Annotated in this window: 23 protein-coding genes and 2 tRNA genes; 9 read left to right on the forward strand and 16 right to left on the reverse strand. The window is 70.2% G+C overall.

The features are described 5' to 3' along the window. Positions 1-20: 20 nt before the first annotated feature. On the reverse strand, positions 21-1,448 hold the full coding sequence (locus OG607_RS15205) for a multicopper oxidase family protein (protein ID WP_405723512.1): 1,428 nt from the start codon (positions 1,446-1,448) through the stop codon (positions 21-23). 339 nt (positions 1,449-1,787) lie between these two features. Here OG607_RS15205 and OG607_RS15210 point away from each other — a divergent pair, with 339 nt between their 5' ends. Both OG607_RS15210 and OG607_RS15215 read left to right on the forward strand, forming a co-directional pair. Beyond that, entirely contained in the window at positions 1,788-2,669 is an 882-nt protein-coding gene (locus OG607_RS15210; RefSeq protein ID WP_405723514.1) for a helix-turn-helix domain-containing protein, read from the forward strand. 38 nt (positions 2,670-2,707) lie between these two features. Then, entirely contained in the window at positions 2,708-2,989 is a 282-nt protein-coding gene (locus tag OG607_RS15215; RefSeq protein ID WP_405723516.1) for a DUF397 domain-containing protein, read from the forward strand. A gap of 23 nt (positions 2,990-3,012) precedes the next feature. Here OG607_RS15215 and OG607_RS15220 read toward each other — a convergent pair whose 3' ends face one another. The 7 genes from OG607_RS15220 to OG607_RS15250 all read right to left on the reverse strand — a co-directional run bounded on the left by OG607_RS15220 (position 3,013) and on the right by OG607_RS15250 (position 8,554). Next, positions 3,013-3,798 (reverse strand): sulfite exporter TauE/SafE family protein, encoded by a 786-nt coding sequence (locus OG607_RS15220; protein ID WP_405723518.1) that lies wholly within the window; start codon positions 3,796-3,798, stop codon positions 3,013-3,015. A gap of 49 nt (positions 3,799-3,847) precedes the next feature. Beyond that, positions 3,848-4,474 carry a peptide deformylase gene (gene def / locus OG607_RS15225; RefSeq protein ID WP_405723520.1) on the reverse strand — a complete coding sequence of 209 codons (627 nt, stop codon included), beginning with the start codon at positions 4,472-4,474 and terminating at the stop codon, positions 3,848-3,850. 66 nt (positions 4,475-4,540) lie between these two features. Further along, positions 4,541-5,530 (reverse strand): tetratricopeptide repeat protein, encoded by a 990-nt coding sequence (locus OG607_RS15230; RefSeq protein WP_405723522.1) that lies wholly within the window; start codon positions 5,528-5,530, stop codon positions 4,541-4,543. 296 nt (positions 5,531-5,826) lie between these two features. Then, positions 5,827-6,153 carry a mycothiol system anti-sigma-R factor gene (rsrA, locus tag OG607_RS15235; RefSeq protein ID WP_405723524.1) on the reverse strand — a complete coding sequence of 109 codons (327 nt, stop codon included), beginning with the start codon at positions 6,151-6,153 and terminating at the stop codon, positions 5,827-5,829. Continuing rightward, the gene (locus OG607_RS15240; RefSeq protein WP_405736783.1) at positions 6,150-6,794 is read right to left on the reverse strand and encodes a sigma-70 family RNA polymerase sigma factor; all 645 of its coding nucleotides are present in this window, start codon (positions 6,792-6,794) and stop codon (positions 6,150-6,152) included. The genes rsrA and OG607_RS15240 overlap by 4 nt, the downstream gene beginning before the upstream one ends. A 289-nt stretch (positions 6,795-7,083) precedes the next feature. Beyond that, the gene (locus tag OG607_RS15245; RefSeq protein WP_405723525.1) at positions 7,084-7,716 is read right to left on the reverse strand and encodes an alpha/beta family hydrolase; all 633 of its coding nucleotides are present in this window, start codon (positions 7,714-7,716) and stop codon (positions 7,084-7,086) included. Positions 7,717-7,741: 25 nt separating this feature from the next. Continuing rightward, complete coding sequence (locus tag OG607_RS15250; RefSeq protein ID WP_405723527.1) at positions 7,742-8,554, reverse strand: SOS response-associated peptidase; 813 nt, start codon at positions 8,552-8,554, stop codon at positions 7,742-7,744. A gap of 53 nt (positions 8,555-8,607) precedes the next feature. Here OG607_RS15250 and OG607_RS15255 point away from each other — a divergent pair, with 53 nt between their 5' ends. The 4 genes from OG607_RS15255 (at position 8,608) to OG607_RS15270 (ending at position 12,190) form a co-directional block, all read left to right on the forward strand. Next, positions 8,608-9,321 (forward strand): M50 family metallopeptidase, encoded by a 714-nt coding sequence (locus tag OG607_RS15255; RefSeq protein WP_405723529.1) that lies wholly within the window; start codon positions 8,608-8,610, stop codon positions 9,319-9,321. A 129-nt stretch (positions 9,322-9,450) separates the two neighbouring features. After that, positions 9,451-10,782: a 3-phosphoshikimate 1-carboxyvinyltransferase gene (aroA, locus tag OG607_RS15260; RefSeq protein WP_405723531.1), complete on the forward strand. Its 1,332-nt coding sequence runs from the start codon at positions 9,451-9,453 to the stop codon at positions 10,780-10,782. A gap of 5 nt (positions 10,783-10,787) precedes the next feature. Next, positions 10,788-11,789, forward strand: coding sequence for a ribosome small subunit-dependent GTPase A (gene rsgA / locus OG607_RS15265; RefSeq protein WP_405723533.1), 1,002 nt, complete (start codon positions 10,788-10,790; stop codon positions 11,787-11,789). A 77-nt stretch (positions 11,790-11,866) separates the two neighbouring features. Beyond that, positions 11,867-12,190 (forward strand): multidrug efflux SMR transporter, encoded by a 324-nt coding sequence (locus tag OG607_RS15270; RefSeq protein WP_329312748.1) that lies wholly within the window; start codon positions 11,867-11,869, stop codon positions 12,188-12,190. A gap of 20 nt (positions 12,191-12,210) precedes the next feature. On the opposite strand, the gene OG607_RS15275 is transcribed toward OG607_RS15270, so the two are convergent. Further along, entirely contained in the window at positions 12,211-12,828 is a 618-nt protein-coding gene (locus tag OG607_RS15275; RefSeq protein WP_405723536.1) for a TetR/AcrR family transcriptional regulator, read from the reverse strand. A gap of 157 nt (positions 12,829-12,985) precedes the next feature. Between OG607_RS15275 and hisN the strand changes: the two genes are divergently transcribed. Together hisN and OG607_RS15285 are read left to right on the forward strand one after the other, a co-directional pair. After that, on the forward strand, positions 12,986-13,783 hold the full coding sequence (gene hisN / locus OG607_RS15280) for a histidinol-phosphatase (protein ID WP_405723538.1): 798 nt from the start codon (positions 12,986-12,988) through the stop codon (positions 13,781-13,783). Positions 13,784-13,912: 129 nt separating this feature from the next. Then, a complete protein-coding gene (locus OG607_RS15285) occupies positions 13,913-14,308 on the forward strand; it encodes a cyclic nucleotide-binding/CBS domain-containing protein (protein ID WP_405723540.1) in 396 nt (131 codons plus the stop codon). A 212-nt stretch (positions 14,309-14,520) separates the two neighbouring features. Here OG607_RS15285 and OG607_RS15290 read toward each other — a convergent pair. The 4 genes from OG607_RS15290 to OG607_RS15305 all read right to left on the reverse strand — a co-directional run bounded on the left by OG607_RS15290 (position 14,521) and on the right by OG607_RS15305 (position 19,746). Then, a tRNA-Met gene (locus OG607_RS15290) sits at positions 14,521-14,594 on the reverse strand. A 65-nt stretch (positions 14,595-14,659) separates the two neighbouring features. Further along, complete coding sequence (locus OG607_RS15295; protein WP_405723542.1) at positions 14,660-16,558, reverse strand: tetratricopeptide repeat protein; 1,899 nt, start codon at positions 16,556-16,558, stop codon at positions 14,660-14,662. Between the two features lie 190 nt (positions 16,559-16,748). After that, a tRNA-Met gene (locus OG607_RS15300) sits at positions 16,749-16,822 on the reverse strand. A gap of 53 nt (positions 16,823-16,875) precedes the next feature. Next, complete coding sequence (locus OG607_RS15305) at positions 16,876-19,746, reverse strand: UPF0182 family protein (protein ID WP_405736786.1); 2,871 nt, start codon at positions 19,744-19,746, stop codon at positions 16,876-16,878. A gap of 143 nt (positions 19,747-19,889) precedes the next feature. On the opposite strand from OG607_RS15305, the gene OG607_RS15310 reads away from it, so the two are divergent. Then, positions 19,890-20,441, forward strand: a complete 552-nt coding sequence (locus OG607_RS15310; protein ID WP_405723543.1) for a PPA1309 family protein — start codon at positions 19,890-19,892, stop codon at positions 20,439-20,441. Between the two features lie 151 nt (positions 20,442-20,592). Here OG607_RS15310 and OG607_RS15315 read toward each other — a convergent pair whose 3' ends face one another. From OG607_RS15315 to OG607_RS15325, 3 genes are all read right to left on the reverse strand, one after another. Then, complete coding sequence (locus OG607_RS15315; protein WP_405723545.1) at positions 20,593-21,669, reverse strand: PDZ domain-containing protein; 1,077 nt, start codon at positions 21,667-21,669, stop codon at positions 20,593-20,595. A gap of 43 nt (positions 21,670-21,712) precedes the next feature. Beyond that, positions 21,713-21,877, reverse strand: a complete 165-nt coding sequence (locus OG607_RS15320) for a hypothetical protein (RefSeq protein WP_405723546.1) — start codon at positions 21,875-21,877, stop codon at positions 21,713-21,715. 226 nt (positions 21,878-22,103) lie between these two features. Further along, positions 22,104-22,541: a molybdenum cofactor biosynthesis protein MoaE gene (locus OG607_RS15325; protein WP_405723548.1), complete on the reverse strand. Its 438-nt coding sequence runs from the start codon at positions 22,539-22,541 to the stop codon at positions 22,104-22,106. Positions 22,542-22,582 lie beyond the last annotated feature (41 nt).

Genomic DNA, 22,582 nt, shown 5'->3' on the forward strand with positions numbered 1-22,582 from the left:
GACGCGTGTGCGGGCGACGGTCAGCTCGCGGTGACCATGAGGCCGGCCATCATGCCCTCGTCCTCGTGCTGGGCGAGATGGCAGTGGAGCATGTACATGTACGTGTCGTCGGTGTAGTCGGTGAACTCCATCGCGATCACGACGGTCCCGGTGCCGATGACCTCGACGGTGTCCTTCCAGCCGAGGTCGACTCCGCTGGCGGCGGTTCCGTTGATCGAGATGACCTGGAACGGCACGTCGTGCAGATGGAACGAGTGCTCCAGCTGCGTGCTGTTCTTGATGGTCCAGATCTCCTTGGCGCCGAGGGTCGTCATGATCATGTTGGCTTCCATGGCCGCCTCGGTGGTGCCCGCGACGCCGTTGATGAGCATGGTCGCCCCGGACTGGCCGAGGGTGATGGTGCGGGCCGTGAAACTGCTGGTGTCGTAGCGGGTGATGGTGTTGAGCGTGTCGGGCAGGTCCGCCGGGGTGTCGGAGGAGCTGTCCGTGATCGACAGGATCGGGTAGGTGCCGCTGCCGCCGGCTATCCAGCCGGTGGTGATGACCGCCTGGATGGTGGGCGCGTCGGCGGCGTCGATGACGACCTCGGCGCGGGAGCCCGCGACCAGGCGGATCGTGGACACCTCGGTGGCCGAGGTGAGGTAGCCCTGCTCGGTGGCGACCTGGGTGAGGGTGGCGCCGTCGCTCCGCTGGATGGTGATGATGTCCGACAGCGAGGCGTTGAGGAAGCGCAGCCGGATGCGGCGCTTGGTCGCGGCGAAGGTGAACGTGGTGTTGTCCGCGTTGACGCCGTTGACGAGGACCGGGAAGACCAGGCCTGATGTCCGGTACCCCGCGACGTCGTACTTGACGTCGCCCGCGGCGGACGAGGCCAGGCACTGCAGGATGACCGGGATGTCGTCCACGCCGTACTCGCTGGGGAGCGCGGCGGAGGCGTCCGAGTCGTCGTCGACGATGAGCATCCCGGCCAGGCCCTGGGAGACCTGCTTGGCGGTGGTGCCCAGCGCGTGCGGGTGGTACCAGAGGGTGGCGGCTTCCTGGTTGATCGTGAAGGCCGGGCTCCAGGTCTCGCCGTTGGCGAAGGCGACCTGCGGTCCGCCGTCGACCTTGGCGGGGACGTGGGCGCCGTGCCAGTGGACGGTGGTGTCCGCGCCGAGGTTGTTGGTGACGTCCATCCGGACGCTGTCCCCGTTGGACACCCTGATGGTCGGGCCGAGGTAGGAGCCGTTGAAGCCCGCGCTGCTGCTCGTCACCCCGCTGATCACTTCGTGTGTGCCGGTCTGCATGTCGAGCGTGTAGACGTCGACGCCGTCCGTGGTGGTCGGGCTGAGCAATTCGGGGATGGTGAGAGCGGTGGTCGCGGTGGCCGCCGCCGCCGGATCTCCGCCGGAGAGGGAGATGAGGGAAAGCGCGGAAGTAACTCCCGCGAGGGCGGTCCCGCCGCCCACTAAGCCACTGATGAACCGACGCCGGTTGAGTTGCGGCCCCGCCGCAAGATCTCTTATTTCCATGAGGCGGGAGCGTGGTCCCTCCGTCTTTGAATTCCATAAGAACCAGGTAAACTTTCGACTGTCATCCCTGAGTTTTTCTTGGAATTGACCATGGGCAATCCGGACCCGAACGCACAGACCAGGACGAGCAGTTATCTCACCACGACATGAGTGCGGTGAGTACCAGGACCGGTCTTTCAGGCTGTTTTCCACCGACGGTCTAGGGTGTTGCCCACAACGCGCGGAGCATTCGCACATTGCTTTCTGGAATATATTCGATTCCGTCAGGGAAGAGGCATGACAGATCGACAGGGACCCAGCATCCGGCAAAAGCACCTGGGATCCGAACTGCGGAAGCTCCGCGAGTCGGCGAGGATTTCACAGAAATATGCGAGCGAGCATATAGACGGCGGACAGGCCAAGCTCTCCAAGATCGAGACGGGACGCCAGCACATCCGCCGCCTCGAACTGATCGCCCTGCTCGACCTCTACAAGGTGGGCGACCAAGCCCTGCGCGAATCGCTCTTGTCCCTCTTACGGGACACCCGGAAGAAGGGCTGGTGGCACCAGCACGACGACACCCTCGACGCGGACGCCCGCGAGATGCTCTCCCTGGAGGCGGACTGCGACCGGATCGCCCACTTCAGCGGCACGATCGTCCCCGACCTCCTCCAGACCCCCGAGTACGCCCGCGCCCTCATCGAAGGCCTCGGCCCCCACCTCCCGCAGGAACAGGTACGGCACCGCGTCGAACTGCGCATGCAGCGCCAGCGGATCCTCGACCGCGACCCGCCCCCGCAGTTCATCTGCGTCCTCGACGAGGGCGTTCTGCGCCGCCCGGTCGGAGGGCCGGAGGTGATGGCCGCCCAGCTCCGCAGACTCGTCGTCCTGGGCCACCGGCCGAGGACCCTCCTACAGGTCGTGCCGCTGCGCCGGGGAGTCCATCCAGGGCTCCACGGGACGTTCCGGGTGCTCTTCCACTCGTCCTCCACCGCGCTCGACGTCCTCGAAGTGACCGACTCGACCGGCAGCCGCTACCTCCACGACGACGCACACGTCGAGACCCACCGCATCCTCTTCGACGAAGTCCGGGCAGCCGCCCTGCCCTCGCGTGATTCCCTTGAACTGATCACGCACATCGCCACTACGCTGGCGTCCACGGCAGGCAACACCGCGTGACCGCACGACCGCACGAACCGGACGGGGAGGAACCCGGCATGTCAGAGCAGGCGCAGGACCACGCGCAGGAGTCGGAGCAGGAGCGCGCCGCGCGCAAGGAGGCCGAGAAGAACGAGCTGTACGGGATGGACATCTCCGGCGTGACCTGGGTCAGCGCCGGCGGCGACCCCGCCGAGGGGCAGGTCGAACTCGCCTTCCTGGAGGGCGGAGCCGTCGCCATGCGCAATTCGGCCGAGCCGGAGGGGCCGGTGCTGCGCTACACGGCCGCCGAGTGGCGGGCGTTCCAACTCGGCGCCATCGACGGCGAGTTCGACATCTAGGTCCTGTCCAGCGAAGTGGACCCTCACCGCAGCAGATTGACGCTCGCCAGCACCGTGAAGAGCAGCACCAGCCGCTCGAACAGCTTCTGGTCGATGCGGTGGACGACGACCCGGCCGATGTACGCCCCCGCGAGCACCGCCCCCGCGAGCAGGGCGTCCCGCGCCAGCGACTGGCCGTCGATCAGCCCCAGCCCGATGCTGAACGGAAGCTTGAACAGGTTCACGATGAGGAAGAACCAGGCGCCCGTGCCGAGGAAGCCGAGCATCGTGTAGCCGGCCGACAGCAGGTACAGGGACATCGCCGGGCCGCCCGCGTTGGCCACCATCGTCGTGAAGCCCGCGAGGAGGCCGAAGACCAGCGCCCGGCCGTGGTGCGGGCGCCGTGGTCCGGCACCGGGTCCGGCATCAGGTCCGGCATCGGGAACGTCCTCCCGCGCCCGGCGCCGCTGCCACACGTGGTAGACCGCCATCGCCAGCAGAAAGCCGCCGATCGTACGCCGCATGACGATGTCGTCGACCAGCGCCACGAACACCGCCCCCACCAGCACCCCCACCGCCACCGACGGGAGCAGCCTGAGCAGCGCCGGCCAGTCCGTGTGCCGCCGATAGGCGCGTACGGCGACCACATCGCCGACCAGCAGCAGCGGCAGGAGCGCCCCGGTCGACTCCCGGGCGGGCAGCACGGAGGCGAAGAGGGCGATGCTGACGGCGCTGACGCCGCTGATCGCCGTCTTCGAGAAACCCACCAGCAGGGCGGCCGCGAGCAGCGCGGATATCTGCAGAGCGCCGAGGGTGCCGAGTCCGATCACGGGCCCCACCCCATCACGCGCCGGTCCGGTGTCCCCCGGCGGGGGAGCTTCAGCCCTCGTTGGGCACGGTCTCGTACTTCGGCGTGAGCTCGGCCATCTGCTTGAGCGCGTCCTTGCGGTCGCGCTTGGAGAGCCGGTCGATGTACAGGTAGCCGTTGAGGTGGTCGGTCTCGTGCTGGAGGCAGCGGGCGAAGAAACCGCTGCCGCCGACGACGACCGGGTTGCCGTGCTGGTCCTGGCCGCGGCAGACCGCGTAGTCGGGGCGCGGGAGCTCGGCGTACGCGCCGGGGACGGACAGGCAGCCCTCGTTGCCGTCGTCGAGGATGCGCTGGTCGGCGGGGAGGTCGTCGATGACGGGGTTGATGATGTGGCCGGTGTGGCGGACGCCGTCGTCGTCGGGGCAGTCGTAGACGAAGACCCGCAGGTCGACGCCGATCTGGTTGGCGGCCAGGCCGACGCCCTCGGCGGCGCGCTGGCTGGCGAACATGTCGTCGATGAGCTGCGCGAGCTCAGGGGTGCCGAACTCGCTCACGGGCCGGCACGGATGGTGCAGCACCGGATTGCCGACGACGGTGATGGGGCGGGCGGTGCCACGGGCGCGGTGGGCGGCTTCGCGCTCCTCGGCGTCCGTCACATCGTCGGTGAACGCGGTCTGCTCGGTGTCCTGCTGCGACATGGTGTGCCGTACGCCTTCCTGGGGCTTCTCGTCATTGGCCCGTCAAGGGTACGTGCGACCGCGCGCTCAGCAGACCTCTTCGAGATCACGCCAGTCCCGGCTCTCCGGGCTGTCGGCGACCCAGCTGTCCAGCAGCCCGCGCACCAGCGTGGCCGGGGCCGCGATGCCGCACTCGCGCTCGGGCACCCACAGGGCGCCGGCGCTTCGGTGGCTGAGGTGGCCGGGGTGGCCGGGCTCGCTGTGGTCGTGCGGGTCACGGGCGGCGGCGGAGCCGGAGCCGTCGTCCGTGGGCATCCGCCCCTCGGAACACGTACGGCACAGCAGCCGTACGGAGGACGACCAGTCCTCGGCCGCGAAGCCGGCGTCGGCGGCGAGCCGCTCCAGGGCGTCGCGGTCGGCCTCGGTGGCCGCTTCGAGCAGGACGAGCCATGTGGGGACCGGAGAGGGCGCCCAGAGCTCGATCTCGTCGAACACGGGGTACGCGGCCCCGTCGGCCGTGGCGCGCTCGCCGTGCGGGACGCCGTCGTGCAGGACGACCTCGCCCCAGCGCCGCCCGGAGGACGGCAGCGGGATGCTCAGCACCTCGACCCGCGCGGGGTCCAGGCGGCGGCCCCAGACGACCTCGGCCTCGCCTTCCGGGGAGAGCCGGACGGCCGCGCTGCCCAGCTCCATCTCCAGCGGGCCGTCACCCGTGGAACCGGCGGAATCCGGCATGCTCAGGCCGTACGCCTGCCACGCGCGGCGCGCGAGCGGCCAGTCCTGCAGGGCGGTGGCCGCGATGCCGACGTTCCACCAGTCGGGGGCGCCGGGGGCGCGGTCCAGCAGCGCGACGGCGCGCAGCCCGGCGGTGCGGGCCTGCTCCCAGTCGTGCCGGAACTTGTGCAGCAGGGCCAGGTTGTACCAGGACTCCGAGAGCCAGGGCTCCAGGTCGGCGGCACGGGTGAGCAGCGCGCCGGCGTCCTCGTACCGCCCGTCGCCGATCAGCGTGAACGCACGGTCGGTCGCCTGCCGCCAGGTGGCGGAGGGCCGGTGCCGTCCTCTGCCGAAGATCCTCAATGTCCGCCTGCCGATCCCGGTTACCGCGTCTGCGCTGTTGTGCCGCGGGTGCCCATCTGTCCTCCTTGCCATCGGCGGGCGTATCCACACCCCACCGGGCTTGTCGGTTTGGCGACATGGTGCCGCTCAGCGGCATCCAACCACGGGAACCGGTGCCGCCGCTCCTTACCGTCCGGTTCCGTCCCCGTCCCGGACAACGTCCCTGGTCAGCGCCTCGGCCGGGCGTACGAAAAACGCCCTTCGCCAGCGCGAAGAGCGTTTTCGTCTTGTCAGTGTGGTACGCCCGGGCCCGGGGCCTACGTGGCCGGCGAGCCCTCGGCCGCCGCCTCGACCTCCGCCGACGGCTCCGGCACGGCCGGCGGGACCTCGCCCGCCCGGATCAGCTGGATCCGGGTGAGCACCTTCGCGCGCAGGTCCGTCGGCACGTCGTCCTGTCCGCAGCAGCGCTTGACCAGCTTCTTCACCGCCGCCTCCAGCCCGTACTTCTCCAGGCAGGGGTGGCACTCGTCGAAGTGCTGCTTGAATTTCGCACAGCCGTCGTCGGACATCTCGTTGTCGAGGTACTCGTACAGGTGATCGAGTACTTCGGAGCAGTCCGTCTCATGCGGGTTGCCGCAGCTCATGTGCCCGAGCCCTTCTCATCTCCCGCGCCCGCCGGGACGAGCCCGCGTTCCCGCGCATAGTCCTCAAGCAGCGAGCGCAGCTGCCGCCGCCCCCGGTGCAGCCGGGACATCACCGTGCCGATGGGTGTCCCCATGATGTCGGCGATCTCCTTGTACGCAAAGCCCTCGACATCGGCGAGATACACGGCGATCCGGAACTCCTCCGGGATCGTCTGCAGCGCCGTCTTCACATCGGAGTCCGGCAGGTGGTCCAGCGCCTGCGACTCCGCGGAGCGCAGCCCCGTCGACATGTGCGACTCGGCGCGCGCCAACTGCCAGTCCTCGATCTCCTCCGTGCCGCTGCGCTGCGGTTCACGCTGCTTCTTGCGGTAGGAGTTGATGAAGCTGTTGGTGAGAATGCGGTACAGCCAGGCCTTCAGGTTGGTGCCCTCACGGAACTGGTGGAAGGACGCGTACGCCTTCGCGTACGTCTCCTGCACCAGGTCTTCGGCATCGGCCGGATTACGGGTCATGCGCAACGCGGCCGAGTACATCTGGTCGAGGAACTCCAGGGCGTCACGCTCGAAGCGCGCATTGCGCTCGGCGCCCGTCTCCTGGGGACCTGCGGCCGTGCTGTCTTCGGTGCCGGTGACCGGACCCACCTCCTCCAAGACGGTCACGGGGCCAAAACCGGTCCCGCTCGAATCGGAGGATATCCCGCTGGAGATCGGCGTGCCGGACGTGTCCGCGGCAGAGCCCTTCCCGGCGCCCCCCACCGGCCACTGCGGCCATGACAGATATGGCGCTGTGGCGCGGGGCTGGCATGCGGATGAGACCATGCGGCTGCCTTCCTCACTCATGCGTGTGCTTGCGCATCCGTTTTCGTGTGTACGACCGCCACAACGCATACGGCAGGCGGCTCATTCCCCTCACGCCGCCCTTACGTCGCCATTACGGAAGGACGCCCTCCAGCCATCCCTCGGCGGCGTCGGTGAGCAGCGCGAGCGCCTTCTCCTGCGTGACGTCCGCCGTTTTCGGCACCGCGAAGCCGTGGTCCCCGTACGGCACCGTGACGGGCGCCACGCCCGCCGGGAACTCCTCCGGCCGCCCGAACGGATCGCGCCCGCCCTGCACCACCAGCGTGGGCACGCCGGCCCCCAGCAGCTCCTCCGCCCGGGACTTCTCCGGCTTCCCCGGCGGATGCAGCGGAAAGGCCAGCGCCAGCACCCCCACCGCCCCCAGCTCCCCCGCCGTCCGGCACGCCACCCGCGCCCCCGCGCTGCGCCCGCCGGCCACCACCCGCAGCCCCGGCCTCGCCAGCACCGGCCACACCTCCCGCCACGCCGCGTCCAGCGCCTTCGGCGCCGGCGCCATCCTCTTGCCCGCCACCCGCCACGGCTGCTCCACCAGCGCCACGGTGACCCCGCGGCGCGGCAGTACGGCTGCCAGCGCCTGAAGGTCCCGGGCCTCGATGCCGCCACCGGCGCCATGACTCAGGGCGACGATGCCGCGCGCGTCGCGCGCCCGGTGCCAGGTGATGCGGGCGTCGCCCGCAGCCGTCGGGACGATCTCGCTCTCGCTCATGAGGGCAGTTTCGCACCGGGCACCGTCAGAACAGCGTCTGCTCCTCCGGAGCCGGCAGCGGCTCCACCAGCTCGGGCCCGTTGTTGCGCACGTTGCTGACCTCCGTCCGCACCGGGTACGCCCGAAGCCACCCGGCCGCCGGAGGCACCAGCAGGTCGCGCAGCGCGTCGGGGTCGGTCCGCGCCGGGTCGAGCCAGTCGTCCCACCGGTCCGGGGTGAGCACCAGCGGCATGCGCGGGTGGATCTCAGCCAGGGACCGCGGCCGGTCCTCGGCCGCGGGCTCGGCGAAGGGCTCGACGTCCGCGGCGGTGGTTATGACGGTGCAGGTCACCCACCAGGCCAGGGGATGGTCATCGGCGAGCGTGCGGTCCCGCCAGAACTCGTACAGCCCGGCCATGGCCATCACGGACCCGTCCACCGGCGTCACGAAATACGGCTGCTTGCGGCCCCGCTTCTTCTTCCCCTCCTCCTCAAGCTGCCGCTCCCCCGCCGCCGTGACCCACTCGTAGTAGCCATCCGCGGGAAGCAGGCACCGGCGCGCGGCGAAGGGCCGCCGGAAGGAGGCCTTCTCGTGCACGGTCTCGGCCCGGGCGTTGATCATCTTCACGCCGACGTCCGGCGACTTGGCCCAGCCCGGCACCAGCCCCCACCGCAGGGTGCGCAGTTGCCGGACGACCTCGCCGGTCTCCTTGTCGGGCCGCTCCAGGACCGCGTACGTGGTGTCCGTGGGCGCGACGTTCCAGTTCGGGGCGAGCGCCTCCTCCGGGTCCCACTGGCGCACGTCGAACAGGCCGACGAGGTCCTCCGGCTTTCGGCTCGCTGCGTATCGTCCGCACATAGTTGCCAGATTGCCACGGCCGACTGACAGCTCGCCGTCATAGGGTGCCCCTCGTGCAGTTCACCCAAGTGACCAACGTCTGGAACGAAGTCGTCGGCTCCCAGCCGGACCCGTCCCCCTGGCTCGTGGCGGCCACCGCGCTGGTGGCGCTCGTCGCCGTCGTGCCGCACGGCATATGGCGGCTGACCCGCAACGCGATCACGATCGCGCACGAGGGCGGCCACGGCCTGGTCGCCCTGCTGACCGGCCGCCGTCTCGACGGCATCCGGCTGCACTCCGACACCTCGGGCCTCACCGTCTCGCGCGGCAAGCCGCGCGGCCTCGGCATGGTGCTGACCGCCGCCGCGGGCTACTCCGCGCCGTCGCTCCTGGGCATCCTGGGCGCGCTGCTGCTCGCCGACGGCCACATAACAGCCCTGCTGTGGGGCGCGACGGCGCTGCTGATCGCGATGCTGGCGATGATCCGGAACGCGTACGGAGCACTGACCGTCATCCTCACGGGCGCGGCCTTTCTGCTGGTGTCGTGGCTGACGACAGCGGCCGTGCAGGCCGCTTTCGCGTATCTGGTCGTCTGGTTCCTGCTCGTCGGCGGCCTGCGTCCGGTCTTCGAGCTGCAGGGCAAGCGCCGCCACGGCGGAGCGCCGCAGTCGGACGCCGACCAGCTCGCGCGCCTCACCCACACCCCGGCAGCCTTGTGGATGCTGCTTTTCTACGCGATCGGGCTGATCGGCCTGTTCGGCGGCGGCCGCTGGCTGCTGGGGCTCTGACGGGCGGGGTTCCGGGCGCGGTTCCGGGAGGGGTTCCGGACGGAGGGCGTACCAGATATTCGTTTCACTCAGGTTTCGCCCGATACGATCAAGATTCTCCCTTCGCGTCAGCCACTACGCTTGTGACCCATGACCGGTAACACCGCGCACACCGCCCTGTGGCCCGCCCCGATCGCGTCCGGCCCCGTCGACGCGACCGTCACCGTGCCCGGGTCGAAGTCGGTCACCAACCGCGCCCTCGTACTGTCCGCGCTCGCCTCCGAGCCCGGCTGGCTGCGCCGGCCGCTGCGCAGCCGCGACACCGTGCTGATGGCCGAGGCGCTGCGCGCGATGGGCGTCCAGATCGACGAGACCGTGAACCCGTACGGCGGCGAGGCCTGGCGGGTCATCCCCGCAGGGCTGCACGGCCCGGCCACGGTCGACGTCGGCAATGCCGGCACCGTGATGCGCTTCCTGCCCCCCGTGGCCGCGCTCGCCGACGGCGCCATCCGGTTCGACGGCGACCCGCGTTCGTACGAGCGGCCGCTGCACGGCGTGATCAACGCCCTGCGCGTGCTGGGCGCCCGGATCGACGACGAGGGGCGCGGCGCGCTGCCGCTGACCGTGCACGGCAACGGGGCGCTGGACGGCGGCCGGGTCACCATCGACGCCTCTTCGTCCTCCCAGTTCGTGAGCGCGCTGCTGCTGTCCGCGCCCCGCTTCAACCAGGGCGTGGAGGTGCGCCACGTGGGCCCCACGCTGCCCTCCCTCCCACACATCAAGATGACGGTGGAGATGCTGCGCGCCTCCGGCGCCAAGGTGGACACCCCCGAGCACGGCGGCGAGCCGAACGTCTGGCGGGTCGACCCGAGCGCGCTGCTCGGCAGCGACATCACCGTCGAGCCGGACCTGTCCAACGCCCAGCCCTTCCTCGCCGCCGCCCTCATCACCGGCGGCCGCGTCACCATCCCCGACTGGCCCGAGCGCACCACCCAGCCGGGCGACGCCCTGCGCGAACTCTTCACGCGCATGGGCGGCTCCTGCGAGCTCAACGAAAAGGGCCTCACCTTCACCGGCTCCGGCAGCATCCACGGCATCGACGCCGACCTCGGCGATGTCGGCGAGCTCACCCCCGGCATCGCCGCCGTCGCCGCGCTGGCCGACTCCGAGTCCGTCCTGCGCGGCGTGGGCCACCTGCGCATGCACGAAACCGACCGGCTCGCCGCCCTCACCAAGGAGATCAACGAGCTCGGCGGCGATGTCACGGAGACCGAGGACGGTCTGCGCATCCGCCCCCGCCCGCTGCACTCCGGGGTCTTCCACACGTACGACGACCACCGCCTCGCCACCGCGGCCGCCATCCTGGGCCTGGCCGTGCCCGGCATCCAGGTGGAGAACGTGGCCACCACCGCCAAGACCCTCCCCGACTTCCCCGAGATGTGGACCGCCATGCTTTCCCCTGTGTCCCCGGTACGGGCCTGAAGGCCATGCGGCGTTACGGCAAGAACCCCGACGAGGACGACATCCGCGTCCGCCCCAACCCCAAGGGCAACCGGCCCCGCACCAGCATCCGCCCCAAGCACGAGGACGCCGCCGAGGGCATGGTCCTCACCGTCGACCGTGGCCGCCTCCACGTGCTCATCGACGACCGCCAGATCATCGCCATGAAGGCCCGCGAGCTCGGCCGTAAGAGCGCGGTCGTCGGCGATCGCGTAGCCGTCGTCGGCGACCTCACCGGCGCCAAGGACACCCTCGCCCGCATCGTCCGCGTCGAGAAGCGCGACTCCGTCCTGCGCAGGACGGCCGACGACGACGATCCCTACGAGCGCGTCGTCGTGGCCAACGCCGACCAGCTCGCCATCGTCACCGCCCTGGCCGACCCCGAGCCCCGCCCCCGCCTCATCGACCGCTGCCTGGTCGCGGCGTACGACGCGGGCCTGGAACCGCTCCTGGTCCTCACGAAATCGGACCTGTCCCCAGCTGATCACCTCCTGGAGACCTACGCCCCCCTGGGCATCTCCTACGTGGTGACGAACCGGGACGACTTCCTCACCGGCGGCGTCGACCAGATCCGCGAGCGCCTCAAGGGCCGCATGACCGCGTTCGTGGGCCACAGCGGCGTGGGAAAGACGACCCTGGTCAACGCCCTGGTGGAGCGTCAGCGAGCCACGGGCGGCGTCAACGCCGTGACGGGCCGAGGCCGCCACACGACGACCTCAGCGCTGGCCCTCCCCCTCCCCGGCGACGACGGCTGGGTCATCGACACCCCCGGCGTCCGCTCCTTCGGCCTCCACCACATCGACCCCTCCCGCGTCATCCACTCCTTCCCCGACCTCGAACCCGGCGCCGAGGGCTGCCCCCGCGCCTGCAGCCACAACGAACCCGACTGCGCGCTCGACGCCTGGGTCGCCGACGGCCACGCCGAACCCGCCCGCCTTTTCTCGCTGCGCCGGCTTCTCGCGACTCGGGAGCGCAAGGAAGGGGACTGAACCTCCTTTTCCGGGCATGCTGTGTGATGATCGCTCATCACACAGGCACCGCAGAGACGGAAACCGGAGGGCATTCCATGGCCTGGCTGCTCGTGGTGGTCGCAGGCATCCTCGAAACCGGCTTCGCCGTCTGCCTCAAGCTCTCCCACGGCTTCACCCGTCTCTGGCCCACCATCGCCTTCTGCCTCTTCGCCCTCGGCTCCTTCGGGCTCCTCACCCTCTCCCTGCGCAAGCTCGACGTCGGCCCCGCCTACGCCGTCTGGACGGGCATCGGCGCGGCGGGGACGGCGATCTACGGCATGGCCTTCCTCGACGACATCGTCTCCACGCTGAAGCTCGTCTCGATCTCACTGGTCATCGTGGGAGTCATCGGGCTCCAGCTGTCGGGGTCGTCGCACTGACCCTGTGAGAGCCCGGCGGCTCACCACCCCCGCGCCAGCAGCCCCCGTACGAGCCTCGCGACCTGGAGGCACGCTTCCTCGTCCGTGCCCGCCGGTGCGACGACGTACGAGAGCGCGAGCCGCACCGCGCACTCGCAGGCCCAGGAGATGTCGGCGGGGTCGAGCTTGGGGAAGCCCGCTTCGAGGGTGAGGACGGCGAGGGCGCGGATGCCGGCGACGATCTCGCCGGAGGTGAGGGGCTGGTCGTCCTGACGGGCGCGCAGGCGGCGCTGGGCGGGCACGGTGACGACGGCGGCGGGGAGGCTGTCGCCGCGGCAGCCGGTGAGGGTGGCGCGGACGAGGGGGTTGCGGCGGGCGGCGTGGAGCATCCAGGCGGTGGCGGCGGCGAAGCAGTCACCGGCGTCGGCGCCGCCGTGCTGGGCGGCGGACAGGGCGCGCTCGACGCCGGCGAGGAAGTGGTCGGCCTCGCGGCGGGCGAGGGCGCGAGCGATGCCTTCCTTGCTGCCGAACTCGTTGTAGAGGGTCTGCCGGGACACTCCGGCGGTGGCGGCGACGTCGACCATGCGGATCGCCGCCCAGGGGTGTTCCGCGAGCGCCGACAGGGCCGCGTCGAGCAGGGAATCTCGTGCTGTGGGCATCGTCGTCTCCAGGGCCCCGGAGGCCGGGGGAGAGCCAGGTCAGAGCCGGGCCGTGGCCGGGGCCGTGCGGTCAGAATTGACTCGCCGTCGGCCTGTGTCAAGGCTCCGGGCGTCCCATGCGTGACCTCGACGGCTTGCGATCGATACTGTTCGCTTCATGCCGGACTTCAATGATGATCTGCGCCTCGCCCACATTCTGGCCGACGCAGCCGACGCCGCGACCATGGAGCGCTTCAAGGCTCTCGACCTCAAGGTCGAGACCAAGCCCGACATGACCCCGGTCAGCGAAGCGGACAAGCGGGCCGAGGAGCTGATCCGCGGCCAGCTCGGCCGCGCCCGCCCGCGCGACGCGGTGCTGGGGGAGGAGTACGGCGTCGAGGGCACCGGCCCACGGCGCTGGATCATCGACCCGATCGACGGCACCAAGAACTACGTACGCGGCGTGCCGGTCTGGGCCACCCTCATCGCCCTCATGGTGCGCGGCGAGGGCGGCGACGAGGGTGTGGTCGGCGTCGTCTCCGCGCCCGCCCTGGGCCGCCGCTGGTGGGCCGCGAAGGGCACGGGCGCGTACACCGGGCGCAGCCTGTCCTCGGCGACCCGGCTCCACGTGTCGAACGTACGGGACCTGAGCGACGCCTCCTTCTCGTACTCCTCGCTCAGCGGCTGGGAGGAGCAGGGCCGCCTCGACGGCTTCATGGACCTGACCCGGGACGTGTGGCGGACCCGGGCGTACGGCGACTTCTGGTCGTACATGATGGTCGCCGAGGGGTCGGTGGACATCTGCGCGGAGCCCGAGCTGAGCCTGTGGGACATGGCCGCGTGCGAGGTCGTGGTGCGCGAGGCCGGCGGGTGCTTCACCAGCCTCGACGGCGTCCCGGGGCCGTACGGCGGGAACGCGGCGGCGTCGAACGGGCTGCTGCACGAGGACCTGCTGGGGTATCTCGGTCGTTCTTGAGCGATTTGCGATCAGCGCCTGATCGGATTCGATTACTCTACGCAGTCCTCTTGCTGCTCCGAGCGGCGCATGTGAACATGAGAATGCCCGAGCTTGTGAACTTGTGAACGGTTTCCCAAGGGGTACTCCATGCTCGTCCGTGACGCCATGAGCACCGTCGTCCTCACAATCGGCCCCACCCACACCCTCCGCCAGGCCGCCCAGCTGATGTCCGCCCGGCGGGTCGGCGCGGCGGTGGTCCTCGATCCCGACACCTGCGGCCTCGGCATCCTCACCGAGCGTGACATCCTCGACGCGATCGGGGCGGGGCTCAACCCCGACACCGAGACCGCCCAGCGCCACACCACCACCGACGTGGTCTTCGCCGGCCCCCGGTGGACCCTGGAGGAGGCGGCCGCCGCGATGGTCCACGGCGGCTTCCGGCACCTGATCGTCCAGGAGGGCGGCATCCCGGCGGGCGTGGTGTCGGTGCGCGACATCGTGCGCTGCTGGGCGCCCGTACGAGCCTCCGCCGTGCCCGCGTAGACCGCGTAGACCGCGTAGACCGCGTAGGGCGCGTAGGCCGCTCAGAACATGGGTCGGCCGGGGTCAGGATCCCTGGACGAACCCTGACCCCGGCCGTCAGAGTCGATCCTATACTGGACAGAGTCCAAGTCAAGAAGAGAGCCAAGCTCGTACTCATTCGGACGGCGAACGACAAGAAGGCCCGGAACCGAAGTTCCGGGCCTTCTTCGCAGTAGCGGGGACAGGATTTGAACCTGCGACCTCTGGGTTATGAGCCCAGCGAGCTACCGAGCTGCTCCACCCCGCGTCGTTGTGTCCTCACTGTAGCTCGCCCCCGCTGAGCAGCGCAAATCACTTAGGGCCGGACCGGCCCTAGGCCGACAGCTCGTGTCGCAGGGCGTCGGCCAGCCGCCCCGCACGCTCCGCGACCTCCGCGGGCCCGCACTCGGCGGCACGCGCGCACCACGACTGCGCGTCGGCCAGCTCGCCGTGGCGCGCGGCCAGCAGGGCCAGGCGCAGGGCGGCGCGGCCGTGGCCGGCGTCGGCGGCACGGGTCCACCACATCGCGGCCTCGGGCTCGGCGCCCTCGCGGGCGAGGAGCAGGCCGAGGTTGAAGGCGCCGTTGCTGCTGCCGGCCTCGGCGGCCTCGCGGTACCAGTGGGCGGCGTCGACGACGTCGCCGCGCTTGGCGGCGTACATGCCGAGCCGCACCTGGGCGCGGCGGTGGCCCTGGCCGGCGGCGCGGGTGAACCACTCCTCGGCCTCCTCGGGGCTGCCGCTGCGGTCCAGGAGCACACCGAGGCGGAAGGCTCCCTCGGGGCTGCCGCCGCCCGCAGCGCAGCGCAGGTGGCGCTCGGCGCCGTGCGAGTCGCCCTCCTTCTGCAGCGTGATGGCGACCTGGAGCGCGGCCTCGCTGTGGCCGGCCGAGGCCGCCCGCTCGTACCAGCGGCGTGCCATGGCCTGGTCCTCGCGGCTGGCGTACAGGATGCCGAGGTTGAAGGCGGCGTCGACGCTGCCCGCCTCGGCGGCCTTGGAGAACCACGGCTCGGCGCCCGCCGCGTCGCCGCGCTGGAGCAGCAGCACGGCAAGGGCGTTGGCGGCCTCGCGGTGGCCCGCGTACGCCGCCTTGCGGTACCACTGCTCGGCCTGGGCGGTGCGGGCCTGGCCGGCGCAGAGCAGGCCGAGGTTGAAGGCACCGTTGATGTCACCGGCGTCCAGGGCGGCGCGGTACCAGCGCTCCGCGGTCTGGGTCTCGCCCTCCTGCGCGTGCAGCGCGCCGAGCGCGTTGGCGGCGTTGCCGTCGCCCGCCTGGGCGGCGCGGCGCCACCAGGTGGCGGCGCCGTCGATGTCACCGGCGTCGCGCAGCAGGAAGCCCAGTGCGCAGGCGGCGCGGGGCTCGCCGTCACGGGCGGCGGTGAGATACCAGCGGGTGGCCTCGGCGTTGTCGCCGCGCTCCTCCAGGATCGTGCCGAGGCGCAGCGCGGCACGGCGGTGCCTGCGGGCGGCCGCCTGGTGGTACCACTGCTCTGCCTCCTGCTCCTCGCCGCGCTCGGCGCAGATCCGGGCCAGGCGGTACGCGGCCTCGCGGTGCCCGTGCTCGGCGGCGGCCCGGAACCAGCGCTCGGCGCCGACATCACGCCGGTGGTCCAGCAGGTCGGCGAGCGCGTAGGCGCCCAGTACGTGGCCGGACTCGGCGGCCTGGCGCAGCCAGTACTCGGCGCCGGGCTCGTCGCCGCGCTCGCGGAAGTACCGGCCCAGCGCGTGCGCGGCGGCGGAGGAGCCGGCGACGGCGGCGATCCGCCACCAGCCGGCGGCCTCGTCGGCGTAACCGCGCTGGTGCATCAGCAGGCCGAGGTTGTTGGCGGCGGCGCGGTCGCCGTTCGCGGTGGCGCTGCGCAGGTACGGCTCGGCCCCTTCGAGGTCGCCGCGGCGCAGCAGCATGGTGCCGAGGATGCTCATGGCGACGGGGTCACCGTGCTCGGCGGCCCGGCGGGTGCGGGCCTCCAGCTCGGCCTCCTCGCGGGCCTCCAGGCTCTCCTCGTCCGGGAGTTCGGACTCGACGAGGCGGTCCTCGTCGGCAGCGCTGTACGAGCCCGTGTGCGTGCCGGAGTGCGCGCCGGTGTACGCTGCGTCGGCATCGGCCGAACGCGGGCCGGGCAGCAGCTCGGCGACCGTCGGCTTGGTCGCGGGCACCGCAGTCTCGCCCGTCGGCCCCTTGTCATGGGTCTGACGAGTATTCAGCAGCCTTGCACCATCCCCCATAAAGTCCATAGTCGCACCATCCGTACCCGCAGCACACCTGGTATGTGGCAACCCAATAGGTCACTACAGTGACTTGTCGACTTCCCGACATGATGCCAGGTGAAACCTCGGGCCGTGCAACTACCCCGCGTTTTACCGGTACTTCCCTCGTACAAGTGAAAAGGCCCGGAGTCTGTTGACTCCGGGCCTTTTCATGCAGTAGCGGGGACAGGATTTGAACCTGCGACCTCTGGGTTATGAGCCCAGCGAGCTACCGAGCTGCTCCACCCCGCGCCGTTGTGTCCTAACCGTACCACGACGCGGGGGTGTGCCTGGACTCAGCTACCTCAGCCCGATTTCTCCGCTGCCTTCTCGGCCGCCTGCGCCCGCTTCAGCGCGTCTGCCAGGTCCTTCTGCGCCTCGCCGTACGCCACCCAGTCCCCGGACTGCAGTGCCTTCTGCCCGGCGTCGTAGGCCTTCTGGGCGTCCTCCAGCGCCTGGGCGACGGTGGAGTCGGTCGGCGGGGTCGTCGTACCGTCCCCGTCCCCGCTGCCGGTGTCCGGTGGGCTGGTGGTGCCGCCGCTGTCGACTCCGAAGACCGCGTTGAGCGCCTCCGACAGGGTCGTCTCGAAGGCCGTGTCGTCGCCGTAGTGGACCAGGACCCGTTTCAGCAGCGGATAGTTGGTGTCGGCGCCGCGCAGGTAGACCGGCTCGACGTACAGCAGGCCGCCGTCGAGCGGGATGGTGAGCAGGTTTCCGTACTCGACCGTGGAGTCGCCGCCCTTGAGGAGCTTGATCTTCTCTGCGACCGCCGGATCGGAGTTGAACAGGCTCTGCACCTGCTGCGGTCCGGACACCGTGGTGTTGGAGGGCAGTTTGAGGAGTCTGATCGCGCCGTAGTCCGCACTGGTCGCGTCCGCGTCCACCGCCATGAAGGCCCCCAGGTTGTCACGCCGGTTGGGGGTGAAGGTGGTGGTCAGCGAGAAGGCCTCCGAGGTCTGGCCCGGCATCTTCATGCTCAGGTAGTACGGCGGCACGGACTTGCCGGTCTTGGCGGCCGGGTCGTCCGGGACCTGCCAGACCTCGCTGCCGCTGTAGAAGGTGGACGCCTTGGTGACGTGGTACTTCGTCAGCAGCTCGCGCTGCACCTTGAACAGGTCCTGCGGGTAGCGCAGGTGCGCCATCAGCTCACTGCTGATCGCGCTCTTCGCCTTCACCGTGCCCGGGAAGGCCTTCATCCAGGTCTTGAGCACCGGGTCCTTGGTGTCCCACTGGTACAGCTTCACCTCGCCGGTGAAGGCGTCCACCGTGGCCTTGACCGAGTTGCGGATGTAGTTGACCTGGTTCTGCTGGGCCAGCACCGCGCGCTGGCCGGTGGTCAGCGAGTCGGCGGTGGTGTCGCCGAGCGTGGTGCGCGAGGAGTACGGATAGCCGTTGCTCGTCGTGTAGGCGTCGACGATCCACTGGACGCGGCCGTTGACCACCGCCGGATAGACGTCGCCGTCGATGGTCAGCCAGGGCGCGACCGCCTCGACCCGCTCCTTGGGGGTGCGGTTGTAGAGGATCTTCGAGTCGCTGCCGATGGCACCCGAGTAGAAGATCTGCGGCTCGCCGAAGGCGACGGCGTACGCGGCCCGGGTGACCGGGTTCGACAGCCCGACACCGCTGTTGCCGGTGTAGGTGTAGGACTTCTCGCCGTCGTCGTCGGTGTAGTCGATCTCCTTGGTGGTGGAGTCCCCGACGATCGAGTACTGCTTGGTCTGCTCGCCGTAGTAGATCCGCTGCTCGTAGTCGCCCAGATTGCCCGTGGCGGGCAGATCCTGCTCCGTGAAGGACGGGGAACCGTTGGCGTTGACCGTGGTGCCCTTGGCCGCGACCACGCCGTAACCGTGCGTGTACTTGAAGTGGTCGTTGATCCAGTTGTGCTGCGGGATCCCGCTCACCTTCAGCTCGCGCAGGCCCACCACGGTGTCCTGCTCCTGGCCCTTCACCGTGTAGCGGTCGACGTCGAGCGTGGACGGGAACGTGTAGTAGCCCTTGGTCTGCTGCAGTTGCTGGAAGGTCGGCGAGACCACGTTCGGGTCGAGCAGCCGGATCGCGGCCGCGCTGTCGGCGGCGTCCCGCAGCTGCTGCTTCGAGCTCGTGCTGATGCCCGAGTAGTCCGTCACCTGGGTGTCGTCGATGCCGTACGCCTCGCGCGTGGCATCGATGTTCTTCTGGATGTACGGAGTCTCCTTGGCGGCCTCGTTCGGCTGCACCTGGAACTTCTGCACGATCGCCGGATACAGCCCGCCGATCAGTATCGCCGACAGCACCATCAGACCGAAGCCGATCAGCGGCAGCGACCAGGTGCGCCGCCACAGCGTCGCGAAGAACAGCAGCGCGCAGATGATGGCGATCGCGAAGAGGATCGTCTTGGCGGGCAGGTACGCGTTGGCGTCCACATACCGCAGGCCCGTCCAGTTGCTGGACTTCAGGTTGCCCGCCTTCACCGCCAGCGAGTACCGGTCCAGCCAGTACGCGACCGCCTTCAGCGACACGAACAGGCCGAGGAGGAAGGAGAGGTGCCCGGTCGCGGCCGCCGTGGCCCGGCCCCCGGGGGAGGTGATGCGCAGGCCGCCGTAGAGGTAGTGGACCAGAGCGGAGGCGAGCAGCGAAAGGACGACGGCGGCGAAGCCGAAGCTCAGCAGGAAGCGGTACCAGGGGAGGTCGAACGCGTAGAACGCGACGTCCATGTGGAACTGGGGGTCCTTGGTGCCGAACTGAGTGGAGTTGGTCCACATCAGCCAGGTCCGCCACTGGCCGGCCGCCGAGGCACCGGCGATCAGCCCGACCAGGGAGCAGATGGCGAGCAGTGCCCACTTCTTGAACGGGGCGATGCCCATCCGGTAGCGGTCCAGGCTCTGCTGCTCCAGCGACATCGCGCTCAGCGGGGGGCGGAGCCGGTGTGCGAGGTAGATGTTGATCCCGATGGCGGTGGCCATCAGCAGCCCGAAGACGAAGAACAGCCCGATCTTGGTCCACAGGGTGGTCGTGAAGACCGAGGAGTAGTGGACGGAGCGGTACCAGAGCCAGTCGGTCCAGAAGCCGGCGAACATGACGAAGGCGATGGCCAGCACGGCCAGTACGCCCAGCGTCATGAGCAGCGTCCGGGTACGGCGGGACGGGCGGCCCACTCTCATCCGCGGCCCCGGCGGACCTCCGCCGTGGTCCGGCATCTGGAATACCAAGGTGCGCACCTCGAAGAATCGGTTCGGGCGTTCGGTCGTCTGAGCTTCAGTGGATTGAGCTTCACTGGTGCAACTTACTCAGCGTTTACTCGGTTCCCGGTTTTGGTCACGGAACAGGCAGGATATTGACCATGTCCAACATTGCGTCCGATGGTGCACCACTTGCCGCCACCCCCCTCACCCGTGCCGTGCTCGAAATCGACGGCTACGCCTCCGGGCTCGGCTGGGACCAGCCCGCCCGCCTCTTCGCCCTCGTCGACACCGCGCAGCTGCGCACCCAGGAGCCCGGCCTCGCCGACCAGCTCGGCCTCGGGGAGGACACCGCCGGGGCCCTCACCCCCATCGAGCAGGACGAGCTGCCCGCCGGCACCCCGCTCGACGAGTTCCTCGCCACGATCGCCTGGCCCGACGTCATCGCCGGCTGCGCGATGACCGTGGAGCGGCTGATGCTCCCGCCGACCGCCGAAGCCGCCATCCCCGACGGGCTCGACGACACCGCGCTGGCGAAGTGGGTCGCCGCCCACCCCGAGCGCCAGGAGGTCCGTATGACGGTCGCCGTCCTGCGGGACGGCACGCGCGAGTCCGCGGTGCGGCTGCGCGAGAAGGACTCACCGACCGAGGTACTGACCGGCTCCGGCCTGGTCCCGGGGCTGGCCGAGGCGCTGGCGGCGACGTTCTCCTAAGGGCTCGGTTCGCCTCCGCTGCGCTCAGCCACTGTCGACGGTCGATCGTGCTCGACTCGCTCGTTCCTCGCGAGCCTCCGCGCGTTCTCCCTTTCGACAGCGGCCGCTCCGCTTCGGCTCACTCGCCCGCCGGGGACAAGGGGACAACCGGTCACCCTGCCGAGCAGCTCGGCAGGGAGGCCGTGTCCCCGGTCCGTATCTTCTTGAGCGCGGCCATCGCGTCGTCGATCGTCTTCACCTTGACCAGCCGCAGCCCGGACGGGGTGTCCTTGGCCGCCTCGGCGCAGTTGTCCGCCGGGGTGAGGAAGTACTGGGCGCCCTTGCTGCGCGCGCCGATGGTCTTCATGTCTATGCCGCCGATCGGCCCGACCGCGCCGTCGTCCTCGATCGTTCCGGTGCCGGCGACGAACTTCCCGCCGGTGAGGTCGGTCGGGGTCAGCTTGTCCACGATGCCCAGGGCGAACATCAGGCCCGCGCTGGGACCGCCCACATCCGCCAGCTTGATGTCGATCTTGAACGGGAAGGTGTGCTCGACCCCCGCCTGGATGCCGACGACCGCACGCGCCTTGCCGTCGTCGTCCGACTTCTTGGTGGTGATCGCCACATCCTTGGTCGCGGCGTTCTTCTTGCCCGCGTCCTTCGCCGGGACGACCGTGAAGACGACCTTCTCCCCCGGCTGATGCTTGGTGACCAGCTCCGCGACATCGGCGGCCGCCTTGACCGTCGTCCCGTCCACCGCCTTGATCGCGTCGCCCGCGTGCAGCAGGCCCTCGGACGCGCCGCCCTTCACCACGGCCGACACGATCACCCGCGAGCCCACCGGGATGCCCAGCTCCTTCAGCGCTGCCACCTTCGCGCTGTCCTGGGACTGGGTGAACTCCTCGGCGTTCTCCTGGTCGGCCTGCTCTGCCGTCTGGCCGCTGGGGTAGAGCGTGTCGTGCTCGACCACCTTCTGGTCGCCCGCCAGCCAGCCCGCGACCACCTCGACCAGGTTCATCGAGTAGTCCGCGCTCGTGACCCGGACCGTCGTCATGTTCAGATGGCCGGTCGTCTTGTACGTCTTCCGCCCCGAGATCTGCAGCACCGGCTCCCCGCCGTGCTCCCCCAGGGTGTTCACCGTCGGGCCGGGAGACATCTCCGAATACGGCACCGGCAGCAGCAGTCCGGCGCAGAGCAGCGCTATCAGCGTCAGGGTCGAAGCGAGCAGCGTCGCGGTGCGGCGTGGCATGGAACGACAGTACGGGACGGGTCCGACAGTCGCCCCACGGCCCCTATCGCGACCCGGCTTCCGACTTGCTCATCGCCGCGCGGAAGCGCTCGTAATCCGCCAGCGACGACCCGTCACCGGTGGTCCGTGTCCGCGCAGCCCAACTGCCCCAGACCGCAGCCGCGACCGCGGCAACCACCGGAATGAGCAACCATGCGAGCGCTGCCATTGCGGCCTCCCGACCCCACGCATGCCGGACGTACGCCGAACATGCCGATCATGAACGTATGAGCAGATTAACCACCCAGTGCTTCAACGTTCAGGGCGGGTAGGAAGTTACGCAACCGCAGGCCGCGGCCTAGTGCGGGCGCCGGTGCGGTGACCGCGAGCATTCGCCGGGTTGCGCAGCCCGCCGGCTGCGCTTGTCCTCAATCGCCGGACGGGCTGAATTCGGGCTAGTGCGCGCAGGCGCCCACCCATTCGTCGGTTCCGTCGGCGAAACGCTGGTGCTTCCAGATCGGCACCTCGCGCTTGAGGTCGTCGATCAGGCGACGGCAGGCGGCGAACGCCTCCGCGCGGTGCGGGCAGGAGACGGCCACGACCACCGCGAGATCACCCACCTGGAGCTCACCCACACGGTGTACCGCGGCGAGCGCCCGAACGGGGAAGTCCGCCGCGACCTTCTCGGCGACGCGGCGCAGTTCCTGCTCGGCGGAGGGGTGCGCCGAATACGCGAGACCCGTCACCTCGGCGCCGGAGCCGCCGTCGTGGTCACGGACCGTCCCGACGAACAGCGCGGTGCCGCCGGCGGCGTCGTCCCCTACGGCGCGGAAGACCTCGTCCACGGAGAGGTCGGTGTCGCGGATGGCGAGCAGGCGGATCGTCTGTTCCATACGCCCCATGCTGCCTCAGCGGCCCGCGCCGACCAAGCCCG

Source organism: Streptomyces sp. NBC_01537 (assembly GCF_045040445.1).
Taxonomy (GTDB): Bacteria; Actinomycetota; Actinomycetes; order Streptomycetales; family Streptomycetaceae; genus Actinacidiphila.

Coding starts and splice junctions, on each gene's coding strand:
- OG607_RS15285 (WP_405723540.1), top strand. CDS start 13,913: ATGCTCGTCCGTGACGCCATGAGCACCGTCGTCCTCACAATCGGCCCC.
- OG607_RS15250 (WP_405723527.1), bottom strand. CDS start 8,554: ATGTGCGGACGATACGCAGCGAGCCGAAAGCCGGAGGACCTCGTCGGC.
- def (WP_405723520.1), bottom strand. CDS start 4,474: ATGTCGCAGCAGGACACCGAGCAGACCGCGTTCACCGACGATGTGACG.
- OG607_RS15275 (WP_405723536.1), bottom strand. CDS start 12,828: ATGCCCACAGCACGAGATTCCCTGCTCGACGCGGCCCTGTCGGCGCTC.
- rsrA (WP_405723524.1), bottom strand. CDS start 6,153: ATGAGCTGCGGCAACCCGCATGAGACGGACTGCTCCGAAGTACTCGAT.
- rsgA (WP_405723533.1), top strand. CDS start 10,788: ATGCGGCGTTACGGCAAGAACCCCGACGAGGACGACATCCGCGTCCGC.
- hisN (WP_405723538.1), top strand. CDS start 12,986: ATGCCGGACTTCAATGATGATCTGCGCCTCGCCCACATTCTGGCCGAC.
- OG607_RS15295 (WP_405723542.1), bottom strand. CDS start 16,558: ATGGACTTTATGGGGGATGGTGCAAGGCTGCTGAATACTCGTCAGACC.
- OG607_RS15315 (WP_405723545.1), bottom strand. CDS start 21,669: ATGCCACGCCGCACCGCGACGCTGCTCGCTTCGACCCTGACGCTGATA.
- OG607_RS15310 (WP_405723543.1), top strand. CDS start 19,890: ATGTCCAACATTGCGTCCGATGGTGCACCACTTGCCGCCACCCCCCTC.
- OG607_RS15215 (WP_405723516.1), top strand. CDS start 2,708: ATGTCAGAGCAGGCGCAGGACCACGCGCAGGAGTCGGAGCAGGAGCGC.
- OG607_RS15305 (WP_405736786.1), bottom strand. CDS start 19,746: ATGCCGGACCACGGCGGAGGTCCGCCGGGGCCGCGGATGAGAGTGGGC.
- OG607_RS15270 (WP_329312748.1), top strand. CDS start 11,867: ATGGCCTGGCTGCTCGTGGTGGTCGCAGGCATCCTCGAAACCGGCTTC.
- OG607_RS15320 (WP_405723546.1), bottom strand. CDS start 21,877: ATGGCAGCGCTCGCATGGTTGCTCATTCCGGTGGTTGCCGCGGTCGCG.
- OG607_RS15210 (WP_405723514.1), top strand. CDS start 1,788: ATGACAGATCGACAGGGACCCAGCATCCGGCAAAAGCACCTGGGATCC.
- OG607_RS15325 (WP_405723548.1), bottom strand. CDS start 22,541: ATGGAACAGACGATCCGCCTGCTCGCCATCCGCGACACCGACCTCTCC.
- aroA (WP_405723531.1), top strand. CDS start 9,451: ATGACCGGTAACACCGCGCACACCGCCCTGTGGCCCGCCCCGATCGCG.
- OG607_RS15245 (WP_405723525.1), bottom strand. CDS start 7,716: ATGAGCGAGAGCGAGATCGTCCCGACGGCTGCGGGCGACGCCCGCATC.